Source organism: Pseudomonas sp. BN515, assembly GCF_029873155.1.
In the GTDB taxonomy this organism is placed as follows: Bacteria; Pseudomonadota; Gammaproteobacteria; order Pseudomonadales; family Pseudomonadaceae; genus Metapseudomonas.
Map to the genome: position 1 here is coordinate 1 of NZ_SSOH01000041.1, position 25,425 is coordinate 25,425.

At 64.8% G+C, this 25,425-nt stretch carries 19 protein-coding genes and 1 riboswitch; of the genes, 12 read left to right on the forward strand and 7 right to left on the reverse strand.

Features of this window, described 5'->3' with window-relative positions; all coding sequences use genetic code 11:
• On the forward strand, window positions 1–4,015 hold a 4,015-nt coding region (locus tag E8E91_RS10520), incomplete at its 5' end, for an Ig-like domain-containing protein (RefSeq protein ID WP_280375705.1).
• A gap of 86 nt (window positions 4,016–4,101) precedes the next feature.
• Window positions 4,102–4,452: a tryptophan synthase subunit beta gene (locus E8E91_RS10525; RefSeq protein WP_280375706.1), complete on the forward strand. Its 351-nt coding sequence runs from the start codon at window positions 4,102–4,104 to the stop codon at window positions 4,450–4,452.
• Between the two features lie 142 nt (window positions 4,453–4,594).
• Here E8E91_RS10525 and lapD read toward each other — a convergent pair whose 3' ends face one another.
• The 4 genes from lapD to E8E91_RS10545 all read right to left on the reverse strand — a co-directional run bounded on the left by lapD (window position 4,595) and on the right by E8E91_RS10545 (window position 9,596).
• Complete coding sequence (lapD, locus tag E8E91_RS10530; protein ID WP_280375707.1) at window positions 4,595–6,544, reverse strand: cyclic di-GMP receptor LapD; 1,950 nt, start codon at window positions 6,542–6,544, stop codon at window positions 4,595–4,597.
• Between the two features lie 8 nt (window positions 6,545–6,552).
• Entirely contained in the window at window positions 6,553–7,212 is a 660-nt protein-coding gene (gene lapG, locus E8E91_RS10535) for a cysteine protease LapG (RefSeq protein WP_280375709.1), read from the reverse strand.
• Between the two features lie 266 nt (window positions 7,213–7,478).
• Complete coding sequence (locus E8E91_RS10540) at window positions 7,479–7,724, reverse strand: DUF1145 domain-containing protein (RefSeq protein WP_280375710.1); 246 nt, start codon at window positions 7,722–7,724, stop codon at window positions 7,479–7,481.
• Window positions 7,725–7,808: 84 nt separating this feature from the next.
• The gene (locus E8E91_RS10545) at window positions 7,809–9,596 is read right to left on the reverse strand and encodes an alkyl sulfatase dimerization domain-containing protein (protein ID WP_280375711.1); all 1,788 of its coding nucleotides are present in this window, start codon (window positions 9,594–9,596) and stop codon (window positions 7,809–7,811) included.
• Between the two features lie 97 nt (window positions 9,597–9,693).
• Here E8E91_RS10545 and E8E91_RS10550 point away from each other — a divergent pair, with 97 nt between their 5' ends.
• Window positions 9,694–10,596 carry a LysR family transcriptional regulator gene (locus tag E8E91_RS10550; RefSeq protein WP_280375712.1) on the forward strand — a complete coding sequence of 301 codons (903 nt, stop codon included), beginning with the start codon at window positions 9,694–9,696 and terminating at the stop codon, window positions 10,594–10,596.
• On the opposite strand, the gene E8E91_RS10555 is transcribed toward E8E91_RS10550, so the two are convergent.
• Window positions 10,593–11,186: a hypothetical protein gene (locus tag E8E91_RS10555; protein WP_280375713.1), complete on the reverse strand. Its 594-nt coding sequence runs from the start codon at window positions 11,184–11,186 to the stop codon at window positions 10,593–10,595. The two genes, E8E91_RS10550 and E8E91_RS10555, sit on opposite strands and share 4 nt — an antisense overlap.
• Window positions 11,187–11,492: 306 nt before the next feature.
• Window positions 11,493–11,592, forward strand: a riboswitch (guanidine-I (ykkC/yxkD leader).
• Window positions 11,593–11,656: 64 nt separating this feature from the next.
• Here E8E91_RS10555 and E8E91_RS10560 point away from each other — a divergent pair.
• From E8E91_RS10560 to E8E91_RS10600, 9 genes are all read left to right on the forward strand, one after another.
• Window positions 11,657–12,724: a putative urea ABC transporter substrate-binding protein gene (locus E8E91_RS10560; RefSeq protein WP_280375714.1), complete on the forward strand. Its 1,068-nt coding sequence runs from the start codon at window positions 11,657–11,659 to the stop codon at window positions 12,722–12,724.
• 110 nt (window positions 12,725–12,834) lie between these two features.
• On the forward strand, window positions 12,835–13,650 hold the full coding sequence (locus tag E8E91_RS10565) for an ABC transporter permease (RefSeq protein ID WP_280375715.1): 816 nt from the start codon (window positions 12,835–12,837) through the stop codon (window positions 13,648–13,650).
• The gene (locus tag E8E91_RS10570) at window positions 13,647–14,444 is read left to right on the forward strand and encodes an ABC transporter ATP-binding protein (RefSeq protein ID WP_280375716.1); all 798 of its coding nucleotides are present in this window, start codon (window positions 13,647–13,649) and stop codon (window positions 14,442–14,444) included. Before E8E91_RS10565 ends, E8E91_RS10570 begins: the two co-directional genes overlap by 4 nt.
• Window positions 14,445–14,458: 14 nt before the next feature.
• Complete coding sequence (locus tag E8E91_RS10575) at window positions 14,459–15,187, forward strand: urea amidolyase associated protein UAAP1 (RefSeq protein WP_280375717.1); 729 nt, start codon at window positions 14,459–14,461, stop codon at window positions 15,185–15,187.
• A gap of 11 nt (window positions 15,188–15,198) precedes the next feature.
• Complete coding sequence (locus tag E8E91_RS10580; RefSeq protein ID WP_280375718.1) at window positions 15,199–15,834, forward strand: urea amidolyase associated protein UAAP2; 636 nt, start codon at window positions 15,199–15,201, stop codon at window positions 15,832–15,834.
• Window positions 15,835–16,054: 220 nt separating this feature from the next.
• Complete coding sequence (gene uca / locus E8E91_RS10585) at window positions 16,055–19,693, forward strand: urea carboxylase (RefSeq protein ID WP_280375719.1); 3,639 nt, start codon at window positions 16,055–16,057, stop codon at window positions 19,691–19,693.
• A 197-nt stretch (window positions 19,694–19,890) separates the two neighbouring features.
• Window positions 19,891–20,961, forward strand: coding sequence for a DUF2157 domain-containing protein (locus E8E91_RS10590; RefSeq protein ID WP_280375721.1), 1,071 nt, complete (start codon window positions 19,891–19,893; stop codon window positions 20,959–20,961).
• The gene (locus E8E91_RS10595) at window positions 20,958–21,812 is read left to right on the forward strand and encodes a DUF4824 family protein (protein ID WP_280375722.1); all 855 of its coding nucleotides are present in this window, start codon (window positions 20,958–20,960) and stop codon (window positions 21,810–21,812) included. Before E8E91_RS10590 ends, E8E91_RS10595 begins: the two co-directional genes overlap by 4 nt.
• Before the next feature lie 55 nt (window positions 21,813–21,867).
• Window positions 21,868–23,361 (forward strand): sensor domain-containing diguanylate cyclase, encoded by a 1,494-nt coding sequence (locus E8E91_RS10600; RefSeq protein ID WP_280375723.1) that lies wholly within the window; start codon window positions 21,868–21,870, stop codon window positions 23,359–23,361.
• 226 nt (window positions 23,362–23,587) lie between these two features.
• On the opposite strand, the gene modC is transcribed toward E8E91_RS10600, so the two are convergent.
• Window positions 23,588–24,673, reverse strand: a complete 1,086-nt coding sequence (modC, locus tag E8E91_RS10605; RefSeq protein ID WP_280375724.1) for a molybdenum ABC transporter ATP-binding protein — start codon at window positions 24,671–24,673, stop codon at window positions 23,588–23,590.
• A 3-nt stretch (window positions 24,674–24,676) separates the two neighbouring features.
• Window positions 24,677–25,363 carry a molybdate ABC transporter permease subunit gene (gene modB / locus E8E91_RS10610; RefSeq protein ID WP_280375725.1) on the reverse strand — a complete coding sequence of 229 codons (687 nt, stop codon included), beginning with the start codon at window positions 25,361–25,363 and terminating at the stop codon, window positions 24,677–24,679.
• Window positions 25,364–25,425: the final 62 nt, after the last annotated feature.

Below are 25,425 nucleotides of genomic sequence, written 5' to 3' on the forward strand. Positions count from 1 at the left end.
CAGCGGTTCCGGCAGCGAAGATTCGGCGGGTATCCCGGTCAGCCTCAGCGGCTCGGACCTCGATGGCACCGTCGCCAGCTTCGTGATCAAGTCGCTGCCGGCCGACGGCATCCTGTTGCTGAATGGCGTCGCCCTGGCCATCGGCTCCGTGGTGCCGGCCACCGGCAACGGCGCCAGCGTTACCTTCGTGCCGAACGCAAACTGGAACGGCACCGCCACCTTCGAGTATGCCTCGGTGGATAACGATGGCCTGGAGGACGCCACGCCGGCCACCGGCACCATCACCGTCACCTCGGTCAACGACGCACCGGAGACCCATGCGGCCAGCGGTTCCGGCAACGAAGACTCGGCGGGTATTCCGGTCAGCCTCAGCGGTTCCGATGTAGACGGCACCGTTGCCAGCTTTGTGATCAAGTCCCTTCCCGCCAACGGCACCCTGCTGCTGAACGGTGTTGCACTGAATATCGGTGATAGCGTGCCGGCCACCGGCAACGGCGCCAGCGTTACCTTTGTGCCGAACGCCAACTGGCACGGCACCGCTACCTTCGACTACGCCGCGGTGGACAACGATGGTCTGGAGGACGCCACTCCAGCCATTGGCACCATCACCGTCACCTCGGTCAACGACGCACCGGAGACCCACGCGGCCAGCGGTTCCGGCAACGAAGATTCCGCCGGTATCCCGGTCAGCCTCAGCGGCTCGGATCTCGATGGCACTGTCGCCAGCTTCGTGATCAAGTCGCTGCCGGCCAACGGCACCCTGCTGCTGAACGGCGTGGCACTGAATATCGGCGACAGCGTGCCGGCCAGCGGCAACGGCGCCAGCGTCACCTTCGTGCCGAACGCCAACTGGCACGGCACCGCGACCTTCGACTACACCGCAGTGGATAACCAGGGCCTGGCAGATGCCACTCCGGCTACCGCTACAGTCACCGTCGCGTCGGTCAATGACGCGCCGGAAACCCATGCGGCCAGCGGTTCCGGCAACGAAGACGCGGCCGGTATCCCGGTTGCGCTCAGCGGTTCCGATGCGGACGGCACCATTGCCAGCTTCGTGATCAAGTCCGTGCCGGCCAACGGTACCCTGCTGCTGAACGGTGTCGCGCTGGCCATCGGCGATAGCGTCCCGGCCAGCGGCAATGGCGCCAGTGTCACCTTCGTACCGAACGCCAACTGGAACGGCACCACCACCTTCCAATACGCCGCGGTGGATAACGATGGCTTGGAGGACGCCACGCCAGCCATTGGCACCATCACCGTCGCCTCGGTCAACGACGCGCCGGAAACCCATGCGGCCAGCGGTGCGGGCAACGAAGATGTGGCCGGTATTCCGGTCAGCCTCAGCGGCTCGGACCTCGACGGCACGGTTGCTCACTTCGTGATCAAGTCCCTGCCCAACGATGGCACCCTGCTGCTCAACGGCGTGGCCTTGGCCATTGGCTCCGTGGTGCCGGCCACCGGCAACGGCGCCAGCGTCACCTTCGTGCCGAATGCCAACTGGCACGGCACTGCAACCTTTGAATATGCCTCCGTGGACAACGATGCCCTGGCAGATGCCACTCCGGCTACCGCGACCATCATCGTTAGCCCCAGCAATGACGCTCCGGTGATCGACGGTGGTAACGGCCATGTCCCGAACACCAATGATTTCGCCATCTCTACCAACGAGGACACGCCGTTCTCCGGCACCATCCAGGCCAGCGACCTGGATGGCGACAGCCTGACCTATAGCGTCGGCACCAACCCCGCCCACGGCAGCGTCAGCCTCGGCGCCAACGGGGCCTACATCTACACCCCGGGCACCGACTTCAACGGCAGCGACAACTTCACCATCACCGTCAGCGACGGCCATGGCGGCACCGTCACCAGCACCGTCAACGTCACCGTCAACCCGGTCGTCGACGCCAAGGACGACGCCGTCACCGTCGCCGAAGACCAATCGCTGACCAGCAACGTACTGGCCAATGACACCTTCGGCCCCGGCGCGCAGGTCACCTCGGTTGGCACCGCCGGCCACGGCACCGTCACCCTGAACGCCAACGGCACCGTCACCTATACCCCGAATCCCAATTACAACGGCACCGACAGTTACACCTACACCGTCACCACCGCCGCCGGGAACCAGGAAACCGCCACGGTCAATATCACCGTCACGCCGACCAATGACGGGCCGGTATTCGGCAATACCAACGGAACCGCCATCGTCTCGGAAGAGGGACTGGCCAACGGTTTGCCGGACACCACCGGCACTCCGAGCGATACCACCAATGCCGTGGTCTCCACCGGCACCTTCGCCATCACCGATATCGACAGCCCGAGCCTTTCGGTCACCCTGACGGCCCCGACCACCACGCTGACTTCCAATGGCGTGGCCCTGACCTGGACGGGCAGCGGCACCTCGAGCCTGAGCGCGAGCGCCGGCGGCCAGCCGATCATGACCATCAGCATCAACAGCACGGGTGCCTATACCGTAACCCTGCTGGGCCAGCTGGATCATCCGGCGGCTGCGGCGGAAAACCTGCTGAACTTCGCGGTGAAAGTGACCGCCAGCGATGGCATAAACAGCACCGACGGCTCCCTGCAGGTCACCGTCGAAGATGATTCCCCGATCCTGGCCACGCCGATGCAGAGCATCGTGCTGGACGGTGCCGGCTCCACGGCTGTCGGCGATCTGAACCTGTCCACCGGCGCTGACTCCAAGGGTGCCAGCGTGCAGTTCAACTCGGCTGTCAGCGGCGCCGTCGACGCCAGCGGCAATATCCTGAGCACCGTACTGACCAAGGACGGAAGCGTCGTCAGCTCGTCGAGCTATCTGACCTATCAGGGCAGCAAGCTCCATTACGTATCGGGAACCAACTCCCTGACTGCAGTCGACGCAAACAACACCGAGGTGTTCAAGATCACGGCCGACCTGGTAACCGGCCATTATCAGGTCACCAACTTCGTCGACCTGGACTCGCCTTCCTCGACCTTCAACAACTTCAACCTGTCTGGCGGCAACTCAGGTCTGTACGACCTGGGTGCTGACTCCCGATTCAGCCTGCAGGCCACGGCAACCGAAAACGGTGCGACCTCCACGGTGAACACCAGCAACAACAGCTTCGGTGTGGGCAGTGGCCAGTCGATCGATACCGGGGACGTGCTCAAGTTCACCTTCCTCGACAAGACCACCAACCAAGCCACGGACATGACCTCGATTTCGCTGACGACCGATAAGCTCGGCAATGGCGAAAAACTGACCTGGACGGCGTTCGACAGCGCGGGCAACACCGTAGGCAGCGGCACGGTAAACGGGGTAGGCAGCGGTACGACCTCCTTCACTATTGATGGCAGCAAGCTGAACAGCGGGGTGCATGAGTTCAGCTCCGTCAGCTTCGGTGCAGGCAGCAGTACCGCCTATAAGCTGCTGATCAACTCCATCACCGGACAGACAGAAGCTTACGACCAGCGAATCAACCTGGGCGTCAAGGGAGTTGACGGGGACTCCGACAGCACGGCGAACCAGTCGCTGCAAATCACCTTCGATTCGGACCACGAAATCCAGGCCGGCTCCACCGGCAGCGCCCTGGGCGGCGGTAACGGCGCAGACAAACTGATCGGTGGCAGTGGTGACGACTTCCTGACCGGAGGCAAGGGCAATGACACCCTGACGGGTGGTGGCGGCGGCGATACCTTCGTCTGGAAATCCGGCCACGTGGGTAACGAGGGCAGCCCCAACCAGGACGTGGTGAAGGACTTCAACAAGGGGGCGGGCGACCGCCTGGACCTGAGCGACCTCCTGCACGGGGAAACCACGAGCAATATCGACAATTACCTCAAGCTGATAGTCGATAACGGTACTGGCCATGCAACCCTGCTGGTCAGCTCGGAAGGCCACCTGAACCAACCTGGTGGCGCCGTCAGCCACGCCGATCTGTCCATCACCCTGGAGGGTGCGGCAGCCCAGCTCAGCGGACAGTCCATCAACTCCCTGATCGCGGGTGCCGACCCGACCATCAAGGTCGACCAGAACTGATGTTTCCCCGTCCGCAACCACTCCGATGGTTGCGGACGGGGGGCATCTGCCCTCATGCTCGCGGCAGTCCTCAAGGGAGACTCGCCATGCTCTATATCCAGCGCGATGAAGACGGAAACCTGGTTCGCGTTGAAGCAACCGAATTCGACCAAATGTCCGGCACCCTGCCGGCTGACGACCAGGAGATTCAGGGCTGGTACGCCAACCTGGCGATGCAGAGCAGCCTGCTGCAACTGAAACAGAGCGACCTGGACATGATCCGGGTACTCGACGACCTCATCACGGTGCTGATGACCAAGGGTCTGATCCGCATCACCGACCTGCCGCCGGCAGCCCAATCCAAACTGCTCAGCCGGAACCAGGCGCGGGAAGCCCTGGGCGGTATTTCGCGGTTGATCGTCGAAGAAGATGACGAGATTGGCTCGGGGCTGATCTGAGTCCCGGGTTTTCGAGCACCTTGTAGGGGCGAATTCATTCGCCTTGCAGGCCAGCGGCCTGCCCTTGGGATTCCCTTGGGGGCACTGCGTGCCCCTTGGCGAATGATTTCGCCCCTACAGGGATATCCCCTCTCCCATAGCACTAACGCCAGGGTGCCGGCGCTCCGAACAGCTGACCCTGAACGCCCTGGATGCCCATCTCCTGCAGCACGAGCAGTTCACCTTCGGTTTCCACTCGCTCGGCGATCAGCGGCAGGTCGATGCTGTGGGCGGCACGCTGCATGGCCTCGATGAACAGGCGCTTGTCGGCTTCCAGGTCTATGGCGCGGATATAGCTGCCATCCACCTTCAGGTAGGCCAGGCCCAGGCGGGCCAGGTTGCCAATCATGCTGAAGCGGCCACCGAAGTGTTGAAGGCTGAGGCTGAAGCCCAGCTCGCGCAGGCGGCGGGTGAGTTGCTCCAGCACGGCCTGCTCCGGCAGTTGATCCTCTTCCAGCTCCAGCACCAGGCGCGGCCCCAGGTGGGGATGCTTGCGCAACAGGTCGAAAGCTTTTTCCAGCGCCTGCGGCTCGCGCAGCAGCGCGCCGGACAGGTTGAGTGCCAGGGTTTCGCCGTGACTGGCCATCTGCTGCAGGACCAATTCCAGCATCAGCAGATCGAGACGCGCCATCCAGCCAAAGCGCTGCAGCCAGGGCAGGAAGCGACCGGCCGGTAGGTTCTCGCCACGCTCGTCGCGCAGGCGCGACAGCACCTTGTAATGCAGCACCCGCGAACGATCACGACTATCCACCACCGGCTGGAAGTAGAGCTGCAACTGGCGCTGGCCAAGTGCCCGGTCCAGCAGTTGATGCCAGGCATGGCGCTCGTCGCCCACGCTGGGCGCATCACCCTGGGTCAGGCTGGCCCAGGTCCGGTCCGCCTGGCCTTCCGCCTTGGCCAGGGCCTCGTCGGCGAGACGCAACAGGTCGGCGAGCGCTTCGCCCGGACTGAACGGCACCAGCCCCATATGGGCCACCGGCAGGGCATCGGCGGCCCCCGTGGTCACCAGGTTCGCCAGGCCGGCATCCAGGCGCTGGGCCAGCTGCTCGGCTTCTTCGGCCACCAGACCGGGTACCACCAGGGCGAAGTCACCACCCCGGCTGCGCGCCACCAGTTGGCCCGCGCCCTGCCCCGCCGCCACCTGCCGGAGCAGCTCGGCCACCGCCATCAACAACTGGTCGGTGCGTTGGCCACCCAGGCGTTGATTGAGTCCTGCGAGGTCGTGCAGGCGAAGAAGGAACAGGTAACCGGCACTGGCGTGGTCCTCGGCGCTGAGGCGCGCCTGCAGCTGCATTTCGAAGTAACGGCGGTTGGCGAGGCCAGTCAGGCTGTCCTTGTAGGCCTCGTCGCGCAGTCGTTCACTGCGCTCGGCCTGTTCCTGGAACAGCGCCTTGAGCTTCTCCACCATCTGGTTCATCGCCTGCACCACGCGGCGCAGCTCAGGGGTGCGCGGCAGTTCCGGCAAACTGAGGAACTCGCGGCGGGCAATGGCGTGGGACTGCTCCACCATGTAATCCAGGGGTCTCAGCTGGCGCCGCAACAGGAAGGCGCCAAGGCCTGCGCTGACCAGGCCGCAGGCCAGCAGCCAGCCAAGGCTGCCCAGTGCGCTCTGCCAGAGCCGGGCTAGCGCGAACAGCGGATGGCTCTTCACCTCCACCCGTGCCGCCTGCTGCCAGCCACGGCTGACGATGGCGTCGCCACCAACCGATTGCAGGCCGATCAGGCTGACGAACCACTGCGGCACCTGGGCACCGGCCGCGTCGGGTACGCCGGTGCGTTCCACCAGCACCTGGCCGTTCGCAAGGTCGATTACCCGGATGCTCTCGTAATACCCGCTATCGAAGATGGAGCTGACCATCAGCTCGACCATCGCCGGATCGTCGATATGCGGGGTCAGCGACAGGCCGAGGGCGGTCGCCGCATCCTGGGCGTGGGAGCGCAGCTGGTTGACGTACTGCTCCCGCGAACTCTCCAGGCCGACCATGAAACTGCCGCTGAAGGCGACCACCAGGAACAGGCAGATGGCGATCAACAACTGTTTGAACAGAGACATCTCGACTCCTATCGGGCGGGCTCCACGGGGAAGCCTTCAGCATTCATTTTCTTGAGCAATTCCTGCCAGCGCGACAGCCGCTTGGCATCCCCCACCTGTTTTCCACCACCGCTGCCGGCCAGCCACAGGCCCTCGGCATTGAAGGCGTAGACCGGCATCAGGTCGGTGCGCTGATTGGCGGGGCGGATGATGCCCACCAGGTTGTCCAGCACCAGCGGCATGGCGTCCGGGGATGCGTAATAGGTCAGCACCATGTGCGCCTGGTTCAGGCGCAGCGCCTTGACGTAGGTGATGCGCAGCTTTTCGCTGGGCACACCGAGCTGGCGCAGGCTGAAATACTTGGCGATGGCGAAGTCCTCGCAGTCTCCGGCGCCTATGCGCAGGGCCTGCACCGGCGTCGCCCAGAAATCGGTTTCGCCCCAGAGTTCGCGGTCGTCGCGAAAGCGCAATTTGGCGTTGAAGAAGCGGTTCACCTCTTCCAGTTGCGTCTTCTCGTCTGCACCGGCGAGGCGTCCCAGGGTCTCTTGCCAGTCATCGATTCGCTGCTTGCCGGGGCCAAGGGGGCCGTAGAGGTTTTCGGCGCGGCGGCTGATCAGGGTGAAATCCCAATCCGCCTGCAGTGCGCCGGCCAGCAGCGCCGACAGCAACGCCGCGACCAGGGTCGGCACTTGCCATCCCCTGCACGTACGCCAGGCCTGAACGCAACCTCGGAACATCCACTACCCCATCCAGGAGGCCATCGGGGCCCCATGAAACACGGCGCGAATGGTGCGGTCTGGACTTGAAAATAACAATGGCATTCTGCCGCCATGTAATGGACGACAGCGCGTAGGGTGCGCCGTGCGCACCAAGGATTGCCCAGGGCCTCTCGGCTTCACATCCGAGCGCCGGTGCGCACAGCGCACCCTACCTGCAAAAGGCCGGTGCGCGTGGCTCAGCGCAGACCGCGCAGATGCAGGAAGCCGAACAGCAGCACCTGCAGCCGCTCCAGCCAGGGGAAGGGACGTGCCTTCAGCTTGCGGTTGAAGAGTGCCGCCTCGGCAATGTGCGCCAGCAGCACCAGGCCCGCCGCCAGCAGCAGTGGTCGGTGCAACGGCTCGCCGAAGGGGTAGATGAGGTTGAGCAGCGCCACCAGCCAGAACATGGCCAGGGCGCCCTTGAGGAAAGATGACAGGTGCATGGTACCTCCGAAGTGTGCGGACCAGGCGGCCAGTGTGCCGCCTGGTGCCTTGCGGCTCTCCGCACTTTCGGTTGGAGCCGTCGCTCAACGCACGGTGAGAGCGATGGGCGCCTCCTCGAAGTCGAAGCAGCCGAGGAAGGTCTTGATGTCCAGCAGGTTGCCGTCCACCTTCACATCCCCCAGCACAGCGCCCTTGAGCAGGCCGTTTTCACCGCTGATCACAGTATCGAGGTAGGTCTTGTCGAAGGTCAGCTTGAGTGTGGTGCCTTCGGGGATCCCCTTGTGCAACTCGGCCACGCCACGGCGAACTTCCAGCGCCCACTCTTCCTGGATGTCGGGGAAGACGAAGCCGAGGGTCAGGTTCACGTCGGCACTCTTTTCCGGGTCCAGGCGCGTCACCCAGTTCTGCAGGAAGATCCGTGCCGGCAGGTTCTTCAGCATGTCGGGCGAGAGGAAGGCATTGCGCATGGACTGGGACAGCTGCAGCGCGGCATCGCCGTCCAGCTTGCCCTCCAGCTCCATGGCGCTCATCAGGTACCAGTTGCGCCAGTTGATGTTCATGCTGGCGTAGCCCAGGCGGCGGAAGCTGCGCGCCTTGATCTCGCGAGCCAGCTGGTCGCCGTGGTCGATGCGGATGGCGTATCCGGCCAGCTCGGCGGCCCACTGGTAGTCACCCTTGAGATAGGCGTCGCCGGCAGCCAGCAACACTTTCTCGCGTCCCCCCATCAGCTCCACCAGGCGCTTGGCCTTCTCCACGGGCGGGACCGGGTCGAGGTCCACCGGATCACCCTGGAACCAGCCCAGGTAGCCCTGGTAGATCTGCCGCACGCTGTGCTTCACGGTGCCGTAGTACTCACGCAGGTAGGGCGTATAGCCGGCCAGGTAAGGCGGCAGCTTGACCTTCTCCACCAGTTCGTCGGGCGTCAGGCCCTTGTTCATCCAGCGCACGGTCTGGTCGTGGACGTAGGCGATGGCATCGCGGGTCATGCGCAGCACTTCTTCCACCTTGTCCTTGCCGCTCACCGGCTGGCCGTGCAGCGGCACCATGTAGTCGGCCTGGTAGGCACGCAGCTTGTCGAGGCTGTTCACCCACACCACCGGGTCGCGGAACTTGGTGCCGCGCAGGGTATGGATGTTCGGCAGGGTCGGGCCCTGGGTGACCTCGGCGCTGATCAGCACCTTGTTCTGCGGCAGGAACAACACGATCTCGTCCGGCGCTTCGCTGGGCACATGGAGGAATTGCACCGGCAGGCCGGCAATGGTGGTGTCCAGCTTGTCCTTGAAGGTGATGGTGGGCGCAATGAAGGTGGATTTGCCTTCATGGGCCAGGGGGCCGAGGCCGGCGTTCATGTCCTTCTTGTCGCTGTCCGGCAGCGCCGCGCCAAAGCTGTAGCCCGAGCGCATGCCGAGGATCGGGCCGACCAGCGCGCCCTGGGTCACCACGTTGTCCAGCAGGGTTTCCTGGGCGTAGATCTGCACCTCGCCCGACTTCACCTGTTCCTCGCTGATGAAGCCCTTCACGCCGTTGATGTGGTCCGGGTGGAAGTGGGTGTAGACGATGGCCTTGATCGGCTTGTCGCTGATCTTGCGGAACTCCGCGAGCACCTTGCGCGACTGCTCGGCCGACTCACCGGTGTCGACGATGATCAGCCCTTCCGGGGCCACGATCATCACGCTGTTGGCGAGGTTCCAGCCCACCGCCGAGTACACGTTGTCGGCGATCTTGTAGACCTTCTCGTTGAAGTGCTTGGTGTGCTCGGCCAGCTCGGCGTTGATGCTTGGCTGGATGGACTCTTCCGGCAATGCGGCGTCGGCGCCCAGGGGCAGTGCGGCGGCCAGGAGCAGGCCGCTGAAACGGGTAGTGATGCGCATGGTTCGCTCGGGATTGTTGTTATTGGCCGAGACAGGCTGGCAGGCGCCTGCTAATAATTCCAATGCATTCTTTTTCCATATTTGATGCAAGGCACGCATGAACGATCTTCGCCAACTCCGCCATTTCGTCGCCCTCGCCGAGCACGGCCACTTCGCCCGCGCGGCGGAAGCGGTGAATCTCAGCCAACCCGCCCTCAGCCGCAGCATCCAGGCCCTGGAGGCCAGCCTGGGTTGCAGCCTGCTGGACCGGACTCCCCGTCAGATCAGCCTGACGGCCCACGGCCGGCTGGTGCTGGAACATGCCCGGCGCCTGCTGGACGGCAGCCGCGCCCTGCACAGCGCGGTGACCCAACTGGACAATCTCGACAGCGGCGAACTGCGCCTGGGTGCCGGCCCCTACCCCGCCGCGCGCCTGGTCCCCCGAGCCCTTGGACGTTTCGCGAGCCGCCATCCCGGCGTTCGCGTGCAACTCACCTTGGAGAACTGGCACAGCCTGCGCCAACGCTTGCTGGACGACGCCATCGAGCTGTTCGTCGCCGACATCCGTGAACTCGAAGGAGATCCCCTGCTGGATGTCATTCCCCTGCGTCGCCATCCGGGCACCCTCTTCTGCCGGCCCGGTCACCCCTTGCTGGCACTGGACCAACTGCAACTGACCGACCTCGCCCGCTACGCCCTGGCAGGTACCCAGTTGCCGGTGGAGGTGGCAAGGGCCATTGGTGCCCTGAGCAGCAGCGAAAAGCCACTGGGCATCGAATGCGACAACTTCATGGTGCTGAAGGCGCTGGTGGCCGAAAGCGATGTGGTCAGCATGGCCCCCTGGGATGTGGTGGCCGAGGATGTGCGCGCCGGGCGTCTGGCACTGCTGCAGATCCCGGAGGGCACAAGAACGTCTTCGGCCTATGGAATCGTCAGCCATGCCGCGCGCAGCCTGTCTCCGGCTGCGCGGGCGGTGAGGGAGCTGTTGCTGGAAGAGGACCGGGACTTCTCCGCCATCTAGCGGCGGTTCTTCATGGACCAGTCACTGCGGTTGTTGTAGCGCGGATTGTGCGGCCGTGCCTCGTAGCCCGGCTCTACCCGGTACTGCTGGCGAACGTTGTGCTGCCGATGGTTCTGTTGCTGATAGTTGGGCTGCTGATAGTTCTGCCGGCGATAGTTTTGTTGCCGGTAGTTGGACTCGCGATAGCCCGGCTGAAGATTGTTCTTGCCCCAGGTCTGCAGCCGCGGCGTGTAGTCGTGGCGGCGTTCCTGGAAGTTGTCGTAGGGCTGCTGGTAATAGCGCCGCTGGTGATGGAACTTGCGGTCGTTGTCGTGGAAGCGCTTGTCGTGGAAGCGTTTGTCGGACTTGTAGTAGTCCTTGCGCCCGTCATAGTCGCGACGGTCGTAATAGCGGCGATCGTAATTACGGTCGTCGTCACGGTGATCGACGATGTAATAGTTCCGCCTCGGCACCTCGTAGTAGTTGCGGTGCACGGGATAGTCGCCGTCGTCGTAGTAGCGGCGACCGTAGTAGTCGTTGTCGTAGTCATAGACGGCACAGCCGCCCAGGGTCAGGCTCAGTACGGCAAGGAAGAATGCTCGGTAGGACATGGCGGCCTCCTTCGACCGCTAGGGACGGCGCAGACAAATGTCGGCGACTGGGATTTCTCCCACTGCGTTGGACAACGCGTCCTACAGAACAGCGCGCGACATCTGTCGGAAAAGTCCGTTTCCAATTGTTGCGCGCACCAAGTTGACGCCAGACGCCCCATGAGCGGGCACCCCTTCCCTCCAGCCAACACGCAAAACTCGCCAGAAGGCCCATGCCAGAGGCCTTGTGCCAGGTTGGCACGCCGTTCGCTTTGGCCAAGACGTGCAGGAGCTACCCGGGTGACCGGGTTCGCGGCACCACAACTTGCAATGGCTGGCTAGGGTTCCGATCCGCGAACGCGGATGACTGGTCCGAGAGCTGGCGACCTCCAGCGAGGTTACACGGCGGGACAAAAGCCCGGGAGAACGCGCCCCTTGATAGGGAAGTGCCGCGCAGCTCCGCCCGCCCTAAACCGAACTGGAGGTCCTCCATGCGTAAGTCCCGTCTGTTCGCCCTCGCCGTTGCCGGTCTCACCGCCGCTCTCAGCTTCAACACGTCCGCCGCACAGAAAGACAGCTTCAACGTCTGCTGGACCATCTACGCCGGCTGGATGCCCTGGGAGTACGGCGCCACCAAAGGCATCGTCGACAAGTGGGCGAAGAAGTACGGCATCGAGATCCAGGTCACCCAGCTCAACGACTACGTCGAATCCATCAACCAGTACACCGCTGGCCAGTTCGACGGCTGCACCATGACCAACATGGATGCCCTGACCATCCCCGCCGCCGGTGGCGTGGACAGCACCGCGCTGATCGTCGGCGACTTCTCCAACGGCAACGACGGCGTGGTGGTCAAGGGCGAAGGCAAGACCCTGGCCGACCTCAAGGACATGCCCATCAACCTGGTGGAGCTGTCCGTCTCCCACTACCTGCTGGCTCGTGCCCTGGAACGCGCCGACCTCTCCGAGAAGGACGTGCAGGTGGTGAACACCTCCGACGCCGATATCGCCGCCGCCTTCGATACCGCCGAAGTCCAGGCCGTGACCACCTGGAACCCGATGCTGGCCGATATCAAGGCCAAGCCCGGCACCAGCCTGGTGTTCGACTCCAGCAAGGTGCCTGGCGAAATCATGGACATGATGGTGGTCAACACCGAAACCCTGAAAGACAACCCCGCCCTGGGCAAGGCACTGACCGGCGCCTGGTTCGAGATCGTCGCCCTGATGCAGGCCAGCAATGCCGACAGCACCGCCGCCCTGGAACACATGGCCAAGGCTTCCGGCACTGACCTCGCCGGCTACCAGGCGCAACTGGCCGCCACCCGCCTGTTCCACACCCCGGCCGATGCGCTGGCCTTCGTCACCAGCCCGAAGCTGCCGGCCACCATGGACAAGGTGGCCAGCTTCAGCTTCCACCACGGCCTGCTGGGCGAAGGTGCCAAGGATGCCAACGCCGTCGGCATGAGCTTCGCCAAGGGCGTGGTCACCGGCGACAAGGGCAACGTGAAACTGCGCTTCGACCCCACCTACGTGCAGCTGGCCGCCGACGGAAAGCTCTGATTGCTGCCCCGAACCGTAGGTTGGTCAGAGCGAAGCGAAGCCCAACACCACAATGTTGGGCCTCGTTCCTCGGACCAACCTACGCAGTCCCTCCGAACCGAGTAACCGCCATGCGCCTGATCAACCGCCAACCGGACCGCGCCGGACGCCTGATCCTGGTCCTGCTGCCCTTCGCCCTGCTGCTGTTCGCCTACTTCACCGGCTCGGCTGCGCGGCTGACGGAAAACCCCAACGACAAGCTGCTGCCCAGCGCTGCGCAGATGAGTGACGCCGTCGAGCGCCTGGCCTTCACCGAAGACAAGCGCAGCGGCGACTACCTGTTCTGGCAGGACTCCGCATCGAGCCTGAAACGCCTGGCGCTGGGCCTGTCCATCGCTGCGCTGCTGGGCCTGGCACTGGGCATCGCCGCTGGCACCCTGCCGCTGTTCGGCGCTCCCTTGTCGCCCCTGCTGACGGTGCTGTCGATGATCCCGCCGCTGGCGATCCTGCCGATCCTGTTCATCGTCTTCGGCCTGGGCGAGCTGTCCAAGGTGATGCTGATCGTCATTGGCGTCGCCCCCTGCATCGCCCGCGACCTGGAGCAGCGCGCGCGGGAAATCCCCCGTGAACTGCTGATCAAGGCGCAGACGCTTGGCGCCAACACCTGGACGCTGATCCTGCGGGTGGTGCTGCCGCAACTGATGCCGCGCCTGCTGATTTCCCTGCGCCTGGTGCTGGGTTCCGCCTGGCTGTTCCTGATCGCCGCCGAAGCCATCGCCTCCACCGATGGCCTGGGCTACCGCATCTTCCTGGTCCGCCGCTACCTGGCTATGGATGTGATCCTGCCCTACGTGGTGTGGATCACCCTGCTCGCCTGGCTGATGGACCTGGGCCTGCGCCAGCTCACCCGGCTGGCCTTCCCCTGGTACGAAGGAGCCAAGGCATGAGCTTCATCAGCGTCCGCAATGTCTGGCAGGAATACGGCGACCAGGTGGTGCTGGAGAATCTCGACCTGTCGGTGAACGAAGGCGAGTTCTGCACCCTGGTCGGCGCTTCCGGCTGCGGCAAATCCACTTTCCTGCGCATGCTGCTGGGCCAGGAATCGCCCAGCCGCGGCAGCATCCTGCTGGATGGCCAGCCGCTGGCGGCCGAACCCGACGCCAGCCGTGGCGTGGTGTTCCAGCGCTACTCGGTGTTCCCGCACCTCAGCGTGCTGGACAACGTCGCCCTCGGCCTGGAACTGCCCCGCTCGCCCCTCTTCGGTCGGTTGTTCGGTGGTGCGAAACGCGCCGCCCGCGAGGAAGCCGCCGCCATTCTCGCCAAGGTCGGCCTGGGCCATGCGCTGGACAAGTACCCCAGCCAGCTGTCCGGCGGCATGCAACAACGCCTGGCTATCGCCCAGGCGCTGATCATGAAACCCCGCGTGTTGCTGCTGGACGAGCCCTTCGGCGCCCTCGACCCGGGCATCCGCAAGGACATGCATGAGCTGCTGCTCGGCCTCTGGCACGAAACCCGGCTGACCGTATTCATGGTCACCCACGACCTCTCCGAAGGCTTCAGCCTGGGCACCCGCCTGCTGGTCTTCGACAAGGTGCGCCAGGACCCGCACGCCCCCAACGCCTTCGGCGCGCGCATTACCTACGACATTCCCCTGAACAGCGACCGCCGTGCTGCCCGCGCGGCTGTCGAGGCCTTGCCGGAGCGGGTCACCGCCGCCCTGCAGCCGGCCATCGCCCACTGACAAGGAACCTGCCCATGACCGCATCCCTGGCCCTCTGCCCAACCCTCTATGAAGAAACCGTCCCCGGCGGCGGCCACACCTCCTTCGTGTTGAAACGCGGCCAGCAGCTGCGCATCACCGACCTCGAAGGCGGTGCCAACGTCAGCCTGCTGCTGCTCAACGCACAGGAGAAGAGCGAGCGCCTCAACCTGCCGGACAGCCTCAAGTGCCAACACACCGCCAAGCTCACCGCCGGCCACTGCCTCTACTCCGACATGGGCCGGGTGCTGGCCGCCATCACCGCCGACACCTGCGGCTGGCACGACAGCTTCGGCGGCGTGCTCAACGCGTCCGAAGTGAAGGAAAAGTACGGTGCCGGACGCTACCAGGAATTGCGCAACGGCTTCTTCCGCAACGGCGTGGACAACCTGCTGGTGGAAATGGGCAAGTGGGACCTGAACCTCCAGGACCTCCTGATGTGCCTGAACCTGTTCAGCAAGGTCACCGTGGACAGCGACGGCTGCTTCCACTTCCAGCCGGGCAACTCCAAGGCCGGCGACTACATCGAGCTATATGCGCCGATGGACACGCTGGTGGTCCTCACCGCCCTGCAGCACCCCATGGACCCCAATCCCGAATACACCCCCAAACCGGTGCAGCTCACCTGGCAGCAGGTACAGAGCGACGGCATCACCCTGCTCTGCCGCACCTCGCGCCCGGAGAACGGCCGCGGCTTCCACAACACCGAACGCCTGTATATCTGAGGGCTGCCCGCATGAACCTGACCCACAGCGACAAACATTCCGAAGCCGCCATGTACCGCGCCGTAATCGCCGCTGGTGAACCCTTCATGACCGAAGTGAAGGCCGGCCAGACCCTGCGCCTGCTGGACCTGGAAGGCAACCAGGCAGTCGACACCCTGTTCTACAGCGCCCACAACCCGCGCGAGCGCTACGACGTGCAACGCACCCTGCGCCGGCAGAACCGCGTCTACCTCAGCGCCGGCAGCGTGCTCTATTCCAACCTCGGCAACCCCATGCTGACCATCACTGCCGATACCTGCGGCCGCCACGACACCCTCGGCGGCGCCTGCGCCCAGGAAAGCAACACCGTGCGCTACGCCCTGGACAAGCGCTACATGCACAGCTGCCGCGACAACTTCCTGCGCGCCAGCCTGCATGACGGCCGCCTGACCAAGCGCGACATCAGCGCCAACATCAACTTCTTCATGAACGTGCCGGTCACCCCGGATGGCGGCCTGACCTTCGAGGACGGCATCTCCGCCGCCGGCAAGTACGTCGAGCTCAAGGCGCACATGGACATCATCGTGCTGATCTCCAACTGCCCGCAGCTGAACAACCCCTGCAACGCCTACAACCCCACGCCCGCCGAGGTGCTGGTATGGGACTGAAACAGCTGCGTGCCTGGCTGTTCCTGCTGTGCCAGAGCCGGTCGGGGCAGTGCCTGAATTCTCCCACTCCGACGCCAGACCAGTAGGAGCCAGCTCTGCTGGCGAAGCTCTTCGCGAGCAGAGCTCGCTCCTACGGACAACACCGAAATTCCAGCCACGGACGACCGTGGTGCAGACGAATAAGGCGGGACGGCCCGTCATCCCTTTCGAGGGTTCTGCAATGTTCGAAAAACTCCTGATCGCCAACCGCGGCGCCATCGCCTGCCGCATCCTGCGTACCCTGCGCCAGCTCGACGTTCGCGGTGTGGCGGTGTATTCCGAAGCCGACGCCGCCAGCCTGCACATCCAGCAGGCAGACCAGGCCATCAGCCTGGGCGACGGCCCGGCCGCCAGCACCTACCTGGTGGTGGAGAAGATTCTCGCAGCCGCTCGCGACAGCGGCGCCCAGGCCATCCACCCCGGCTACGGCTTCCTCTCCGAGAACGCCGCCTTCGCCGAAGCCTGCGAAGCGGCCGGCATCGCGTTCGTCGGCCCGACGCCAGAGCAGCTTCGGGTATTCGGCCTGAAGCACACCGCGCGCGCCCTGGCCAAGGCCAACGGCGTGCCCATGCTGGAAGGCACCGAACTGTTGGAAAACCTGGAAGCCGCCCTGGCGGCTGGCGAACAGGTGGGTTACCCGGTGATGCTGAAAAGCACCGCCGGCGGTGGCGGCATCGGCATGCGTGTGTGCCGCTCGGCCACAGAGCTGAGCGACGCCTTCGAGGCCGTGAAGCGTCTCGGGCAGAACAACTTCAGCGACTCCGGCGTGTTCATCGAGAAGTACATCCAGCGCGCCCGCCATCTGGAAGTGCAGGTGTTCGGCGATGGACAGGGTGAGGTGATCGCCCTCGGCGTGCGCGACTGCTCGGTACAACGACGCAACCAGAAGGTGCTGGAGGAAACCCCCGCGCCGAACCTGCCCGCCGGCATGGCCGACGAACTCTGCGCCGCCGCCATCAAACTGGCCAAGGCCGTGAGCTACCGCAGCGCCGGTACGGTGGAGTTCGTCTACGACAGCGCGGCCGAGCGCTTCTACTTCCTGGAAGTGAACACCCGCCTGCAGGTGGAGCACGGGGTCACCGAACAGGTCTGGGGCGTGGACCTGGTGCGTTGGATGATCGAACTGGCCGCCGGCACCTTGCCGCCCCTGGCCGAATTGGCAGCAGGACTCGAACCCCGCGGCCATGCCATCCAGGCGCGCCTCTATGCCGAAGACCCGGGCCGCGACTTCCAGCCCTGCCCCGGCCTGCTCACAGCGGTCGCATTCCCCGAAGCCAATGGCAGGGACCTGCGCATCGACACCTGGGTGGAAGCCGGATGCGAGATTCCGCCCTACTTCGACCCGATGATCGCCAAGGTCATCGCCTGGGCGCCGAGCCGTAGCGAAGCCAGCGCGGCGCTGGACCAGGCCCTGGCCGACACCCTGCTCTATGGCGTGGAATCCAACCGCGACTACCTGCGGCAGATTCTGGTCGACGTCCCCTTCGCCAGCGGCTCGCCCTGGACCCGCTGCCTGGAAGGCCTCAGCTATCGCGCCAGCACCTTCGAAGTGCTCGGCGCCGGCACCCAGACCACAGTGCAGGACTATCCCGGACGTCTCGGTTACTGGGCCGTGGGCGTGCCGCCATCTGGCCCCATGGACAGCCGCGCCCTGCGCCTGGGCAACCGCCTGCTGGGTAATGCCGAAGGTGAAGCCGGGCTGGAAATCACCATGAGCGGCCCGACCCTGCGCTTCAACACTGACGCTGTGGTGGCGATTACCGGCGCACCGATTCCGCTGACCCTCGACGGCCAGCCGCAACCGATGGACACCGCCTTGTTCGTACCGGCGGGCGCCACCCTGGCCCTCGGGACCATCGCCGGGGCCGGCGCGCGTAGTTACCTCTGCGTGCGCGGCGGCCTGCAGGTGCCGGATTATCTCGGCAGCAAGAGCACCTTCACCCTCGGTCAGTTCGGCGGCCACGGTGGCCGCGCCCTGCGTGCTGGCGATGTTCTGCACCTCACGCCTCTGGCCGATCGCGGCGCCGGCCAGACACTGGAACCGGCCCTGCGTACGGAGCTAACCGAGGTGCGCACCCTGCGGGTGATCTACGGCCCCCATGGCGCGCCCGAATACTTCACCCCGGCCTACATCGACACCTTCTTCGCCACTGACTGGGAAGTGCACTTCAACTCCAGCCGGACCGGCGTGCGCCTGATCGGGCCGAAGCCGGAATGGGTGCGCGAAAGTGGCGGCGAAGCCGGGCTGCATCCCTCCAACATCCACGACAACCCCTACGCCATCGGTGCCGTGGACTTCACCGGCGATATGCCGGTGATCCTCGGCCCGGACGGCCCCAGCCTCGGCGGCTTCGTCTGCCCGGTGACCATCATCGAAGCGGACCTCTGGCAGCTGGGGCAGTTGAAGGCGGGGGACAAGGTGAGGTTCGTGGCGGTGAGCGTTGGCGAGGCGCGTGCTTTCTCCCCTCTCCCTCTGGGAGAGGGGCCGGGGGAGAGGGAAACCTCAGCGCGCGCCGAACTACCCTCACCCCAGCCCTCTCCCAAAGGGAGAGGGAGCAGTCTGGAGCTGACCTCGCCCGTCGTGCTCGACCTGGGCGAATCGGACAAGCGCCTGGTGGCCCGTCTTTCCGGCGACACCCACTTGCTATTGGAAATCGGCGCGCCGGAACTCGATCTGGTGCTGCGCTTCCGCGCCCATGCGCTGATGCAGGCGCTGGAGGCCAAGGCCCTGGACGGCGTGATCGATCTGACGCCGGGCATCCGCTCCCTGCAGGTGCACTACCAACCGGAAACCCTGCCGCTGGAGGCGCTGCTGGAAACCGTTACCGGACTCTGGGATGGCGTCTGCGCAGCCGGCGACCTGAAGGTGCCGTCGCGCATCGTCCATCTGCCGCTTTCCTGGGATGACCCGGCCTGCCAACTGGCCATCGAGAAATACATGACCACGGTGCGCAAGGACGCCCCCTGGTGTCCGAGCAACCTGGAGTTCATCCGCCGCATCAACGACCTGCCGAACCTGGACGAAGTGCAGCACACCGTGTTCGACGCCAGCTACCTGGTGATGGGCCTGGGCGATGTCTACCTCGGCGCCCCGGTGGCCACGCCGCTGGACCCGCGCCACCGTCTGGTGACCACCAAGTACAACCCGGCGCGCACCTGGACCGCCGAGAACTCGGTGGGCATTGGCGGCGCCTATATGTGCGTCTATGGCATGGAAGGGCCCGGTGGCTACCAGTTCGTCGGCCGCACCTTGCAGATGTGGAACCGTTACCGCGACGTGGAGGCCTTCGGTGGAAAGCCCTGGCTGCTGCGCTTCTTCGATCAGATTCGCTTCTACCCGGTATCCGCCGACGAGTTGCTGAAGATTCGCCGCGACTTCCCCCTTGGCCGCTACCCACTGCGTATTGAAGAGAGCGAGCTGTGCCTGGCCGATTACCAGGCCTTTCTCGCCCGTGAAGCCGACGGCATCGCAGCCTTCCGCCAGCAGCAGCAAGCTGCCTTCAATGCCGAGCGGGAACGCTGGATCGTCTCCGGCCAGGCGCACTTCGAAAGCGACGACCTTGCCGTCGACCTGGGCGAAGACGCGCCGCTGGACGCTGGCCAGCACGCGGTGGAAAGCCATATCGCCGGCAACCTCTGGCAGGTGCAGGTGCAGGAAGGCGCCAGCGTGAAGGCCGGGGACATCCTGGTGATCCTCGAATCCATGAAGATGGAAATCCCCCTCACCGCACCTCGCGATGGCGTCGTGAAGGAAGTGCGTGTGCAGCCCGGTTCGCCGGTCCGCGCCGGACAGCGGGTGGTGGTGATGGAGGAGGCTTGATCTGAAGAGATGATTGAAGGGCATCTTGTGGGAGCGAATTCATTCGCGAAACAGGACGAAGTCCTGCCTCGTTACAAGCAGGGCAGCGCTGCTGCCCCATCGCGAATGAATTCGCTCCCACAGTTCAAAATCTCCCATTGCTGGTCCCCATCCGCACACCTACAGTTCAAGCGGCACCGCACGCAAAAGGATCCGCAATGCCGCCGCTCAGCCGCGACCAGGCGCAACGCCGCGCCGACGATATCCAGGCCTTCTACCGGGAGCTGGAGCGCCTGCACAAAGAACAGACCCTGCTGCTCTCCCCCGAACAGATCGACCAGTTGGGCGATCACCATCGCCAGTTGTTGGCGGACTATCGCAACACCTTCGATATCGACCCGGACGCCCAGGCCAGGCGTCTTTCCCTCGGCATGCGCATCGCTTCCCTGCTGGGGGCCCTGGCGCTGGCGGCCAGCCTGCTGTTCTTTTTCTATCAGTTCTGGGGACTGTTCCCGGAAGCTGCCCAGGTGGGCATCCTCGCCGGCTTCTCGGTGGGCAGCCTGCTGCTGACCCTGCTGCTGAGTCGGCGCGACCCGTCCGGCTATTTCGCCAGGCTGGCGGCGGTACTGGCGTTTGCCTGCTTCGTGCTCAACGTGGTCATGCTCGGGCAGATCTTCAACATCACCCCCAGCGACAAGGCGCTGCTGCCCTGGGCCGCCTACGCCCTGTTGCTGGCCTATGCCTGCGAAGTGCGCCTGCTGCTGGGGGCCGGCCTGGCCTGCATCATGGCCTTCATCGCCACCCGGCTGACGACCTGGAGCGGGCTCTACTGGCTGGACTGCACCGAGCGCCCGGAACACCTGCTGCCCGCCGGGTTGCTGATCTTCCTGGTGCCGCAGTTCATTTCCCAGGTCCGCTACAGCGGCTTCGCCGCGATCTACCGGGTGCTGGGCCTGCTCGGACTGTTCGTGCCGCTGCTGGTGCTCGCCAATTGGGCGGCAGGCAGCTACCTGCCCTGGCCACGCGACCTGGTGGAAGGCTTCTACCAGATCGTGGGATTCACCGGCGCCGCGCTGGCCATCTGGCTCGGCAATCGCCGCGACTGGCCTGAAATGATGCACACCGGCCTGCTGTTCTTCGTGCTCTTCCTGTTCATCAAGCTGTTCGACTGGTGGTGGGAGGTCATGCCGAAGTACCTGTTCTTCCTCGTCCTCGGACTGGTTGCCGTGCTCATCCTGCTGGTGCTCGGCCGCCTGCGCCGAGCCCACAAGGGAGGGCAGCACGCATGAAGGCCCGTACTGCCTTGCTCAGCGGCCTTGCGCTGATCGGCCTGACCAACGCCATCGCCCTTGGCGGCGTCTGGTTCAACCGCAGTGGCGAGCCGGACAGCCGCCTGCAGCTTTCCGAACGCGAGCTGCGCCGCGACCACGACTGGAGCCTGCGCGAAAACAGCGGCCTGGCCCTGCGCCTGGACTGGCGACTCCCCAGCGACCCGAAGGGTGATGACCGCTACCAGCGCCTGCCGCTCGATGAAACCAAGTTGCTGCAACTGGGCTTCACCGCCGATGACCGCGACGGGCAGCGCTTCGACAACCGCAACCGCGAGGTGCTGGTGGTGCTCGAACTGGACGGCCCCACGCGCAAGGCCGAACTGGAACGCGCCCGACAGCGCATGAAGGAGGCTGAAGGCGAGTTGCGCGCAAAACCCACGGACAAGCGCAGACAGGACGCCGAACGCGCCGCCCGCGACTATCTTGAGCAGGAGGAAAAACGCGAGAGTCGCCTGTTCGCGGTGGACGTGGGGCTGGACCGTGGAGCCCTGCGCGAGCGTTACGCCGATCGCAGCCGCTACGCCATCGTGCCCGGCAGCGTCAGCGCCTGGGTTCGCGACGGACACCTCACCGGCCAGATCGGCAGTCTGCGCATCAGCGAAATCAACGTGCCGCATGCCTGGCGCGAAGCACTGGGTGAGGAGCTGGCGCGCGACCGCAACAGCGAATCGCCGCCGCGCTTCCGACTGTGGTTGAGCTTCGGCCAACGCCTGGAACCCTGGATCGATTCAGCACCGGAGTTTCAGCGCCGCGGCCGTCAAGGAACGCCCGACGACGTCGATAGCCTGGCGTCAAGTACCCGTCCGTGACGCCTGTGTTACTGCACGCTAGCATTGCGCCACCACACCGAGGCCATGTTGTCCGATGCCGCTACAAGAACACACCAAGCAAAGCCACCGCCTGTTGGTCATCACACTGGTACTGCTGCTTGGCTGCGGTTTCCTGGCCACCTCCCTGGTCAGCTACCAGGCGTCGCTCAAGTCCATTCGCAACACCATCATCAACACCGAGTTGCCGCTGACCTCGGATAACGTCTACTCGGAAATCCAGAAGGATCTGGTCCGGCCCATCCTGATCTCCTCCATGATGAGCCGCGACACCTTCGTGCGTGACTGGGTGATGCACGGCGAGAAAAACGCCGAGCCCATGACCCGCTACCTGCGCGAAGTGCAGGAGCACTACGGCGCCTTTACCTCCTTCTTCATTTCCGACCGTACCCTCACCTACTACCAGACCAAGGGCGTGCTCAAGCAGGTGAGCCCGAAGGAACCACGGGACATCTGGTACTTCCGCGTGCGGGATATGAAGGAACCGTACGAGATCAATGTCGATGTGGACATGGCCAACCAGGACCGGCTGACCATCTTCATCAACTACAAGGTGTTCGACTACGACGGCAAGTTTCTCGGCGCCACCGGCGTCGGCCTGACGGTCGACGCGGTGATCAAGCTGATCGACGAATACCAGCGCCGCTACGATCGCAGCGTGTACTTCGTCGACACCACCGGGCGTATCGTCCTGACCGGCGCCGATGGCGGCCCGCTGGGGGCTCGGGTCGGCCAGACGCTGGCCGACGTGCCGGGGCTGGAGGATCTGCAGGCGAGATTGGGACGCCCGCAGACGGGCAAGTTCGGGTATCACGAACGCGGTCGCGACCACTACCTGAACGTGCGCTACATCCCTGAGCTGGACTGGTACCTGTTCGTCGACAAGCACGAAGGTGGCCTGCTCGCCGGCCTGCGCAACACGCTCTACCTTAACCTGCTGATCTGCCTGCTGGTGACCGCCATCGTCCTGGTAATGGTGAGCCGCCTGATGCGCCGCTACCAGCACAGCATCGCCGCCCTGGCCACCACCGACAGCCTGACCAGCCTGCCCAACCGACGCGGCTTCGAACTGCTCGCCGGCCAGGCGCTGCAGGAAGCCCGCCGCGACCGCAAGCCGCTGACGGCGTTGCTGCTGGACCTGGATCACTTCAAATTGCTCAACGACACCTACGGCCATCAGGCCGGCGACCAGGTGCTGCAGGGCTTCGCCCAGAACCTGCGCGACGGCCTGCGCCAGTCGGACATCGTCTGCCGCTGGGGTGGCGAGGAATTCATCATCCTGCTGAAAGACACCGGCAACGCCACAGCCCACCAGCTTGCGGAGAAAGTCCGTGGCGAGGTGGCCGCGCAGCGCTATCCCTTCAGGGGGGTGAATCTGCAGGTGACCACCAGCATCGGCCTGGCCGAGATGCACCCGGACGATTCCCTGGACAGCCTGATCGGCCGCGCCGACCGCGGCCTCTACAGGGCCAAGCAATCCGGCCGCAATTGCGTATGTGTGGAGCCCTCGGGCAACGCCGACGTGTTGTGATCCTGTGCGGACCACCATCGGTGCCTGTCCGCACTCGGTTGGTCTTTCCGTAGGTTGGGTCGGGCGGCGTTCCACGAGCGCAGCGAAGCCCAACGTGGCGCGGTATCAAGTTCACACTGTTGGGCTTCGCGTAGCTCAGCCACAACCTACAAGCGATCGCGCTTCATCCGTCCGGTGGGGGTCCGCCCTCTCTCTGTGGATGTGAAGCACGACTTCAGCCCCAGGTTCAGGCCAGCAGCGCCACCGACTTGATCTGCGCCCAGATCGACTGCCCCGGATAGAGACCCAACTGATCACGGGAAAAGCGGGTGATGCGCGCCAGCATGGGCGCACCGTCCACATCGAGGCGCACCAGCACATGGGCCGGATTGGCGGCCGGAAATTCTTCTACCACCCGTGCCGGCAGCAGGTTGAGGATGCTGCTGTCGCGCTGTTTTTCCAGGCTCAGGCTGACGTCCCGCGCCAGCACCCGGAAGCGTAACGTACGGCCCTCAGTCACCGGAGAATGGGCCACCCGCACGCTCAGCGAGCTGCCGGGCAGGGCCAGGGTCAGTAACTGATAACGGGCATCGAATCCCTGCACCCGGCCTTCGATCACCACGCCTGCTTCGTCTTCCTGGGCGATGGGCAGGTCGAGGCGTGACAGGGTCTGGTCGAGTGGGCCGCTGGCCAACACCCGGCCGCTGTCGAGCAGCACCAGGTGATCGGCCAGGCGCGCCACTTCATCAGGCGAATGGCTGACGTAGAGCACCGGAATATCCAGTTCGTCATGCAGGCGCTCCAGGTAGGGAAGGATTTCGCCCTTGCGCTTGAGATCCAGCGCCGCCAGGGGCTCATCCATCAGCAGCAGTCGCGGGCTGGTGAGCAGGGCGCGGGCGATACCGACGCGCTGGCGCTCGCCACCGGAAAGGTGTCCCGGCATGCGTTCCAGCAGGTAGCCGATGCCGAGCAGTTCCACCGCGTGGTCCAGGTGGACGCGGAGATCCTGCGCGGGAATGCGCCGCTGGCCGAATTCGAGGTTGCGCCGCACGGAGAGGTGCTCGAACAGGCTGGCCTCCTGGAACACATAGCCAAGCGGCCGCTTGTGGGTGGGCAGGAAGTGGCCCCGGGCGCTGTCCTGCCAGACTTCGCCATTCACTTCCAGGAAGCCTTCGGCCGCCCGTTCCAGGCCGGCGATGCAACGCAGCAGGGTGGTCTTGCCCGAACCGGAATGGCCGAACAGGGCACTGACGCCGCGTCCCGGCAGCGCCAGATCAGCCTCCAGGACGAAGTCCGGGTGGCGCAGGTGAAAACGTGCACGAATCTGTTGCATGGCTCAGGTCCAACCGGGTTTCAGGCGTCGGCTGGTGTTCAGTGCCAGCAGGATGAGGAAGGAGAACAACAGCATGCCGCCGGCCAGCCAATGGGCCTGGGCGTATTCCATGGCTTCGACGTGATCGAAGATCTGCACCGAGACCACGCGGGTCTTCTCCGGGATGTTGCCGCCGATCATCAGTACCACGCCGAACTCACCCACCGTATGCGCGAAGCCGAGGATTGAAGCGGTGACGAAGCCTGGCCGGGACAGGGGCAGCACCACCGAGAAGAAGGTATCCCATGGGCTGGCTCGGAGTGTGGCAGCGACTTCCAGGGGACGCTCGCCGATGGCGGTGAAGGCGTTCTGCAGGGGCTGCACCACGAAGGGCATGGAGTAGATCACCGAGCCCACCACGAGGCCAGCAAAGGTGAAGGGCAAGGTGCCGAGGCCAAGGCTCTGGGTGAACTGGCCGATGAAACCGTGGGGCCCCATGCTCACCAGCAGGTAGAAGCCGATGACGGTGGGGGGGAGAACCAGCGGCAGGGCAACCACCGCGGCCACTGGCCCTTTCAGGCGCGAACGGGTACGTGCCAGCCACCAGGCAATGGGCGTGCCTACGACGAGCAGGAGCAAAGTGGTCAGGGTCGCCAGTTCAAGCGTCAGCCAGATGGCGGCCAGGTCGGTGCGGTCGAGGGGGAAGCTCATGGGTTGGCCGAATGATCAGTTTTCGCTGTGTGGCGAACTATATAGCGAAGCTTTGCGGCCAG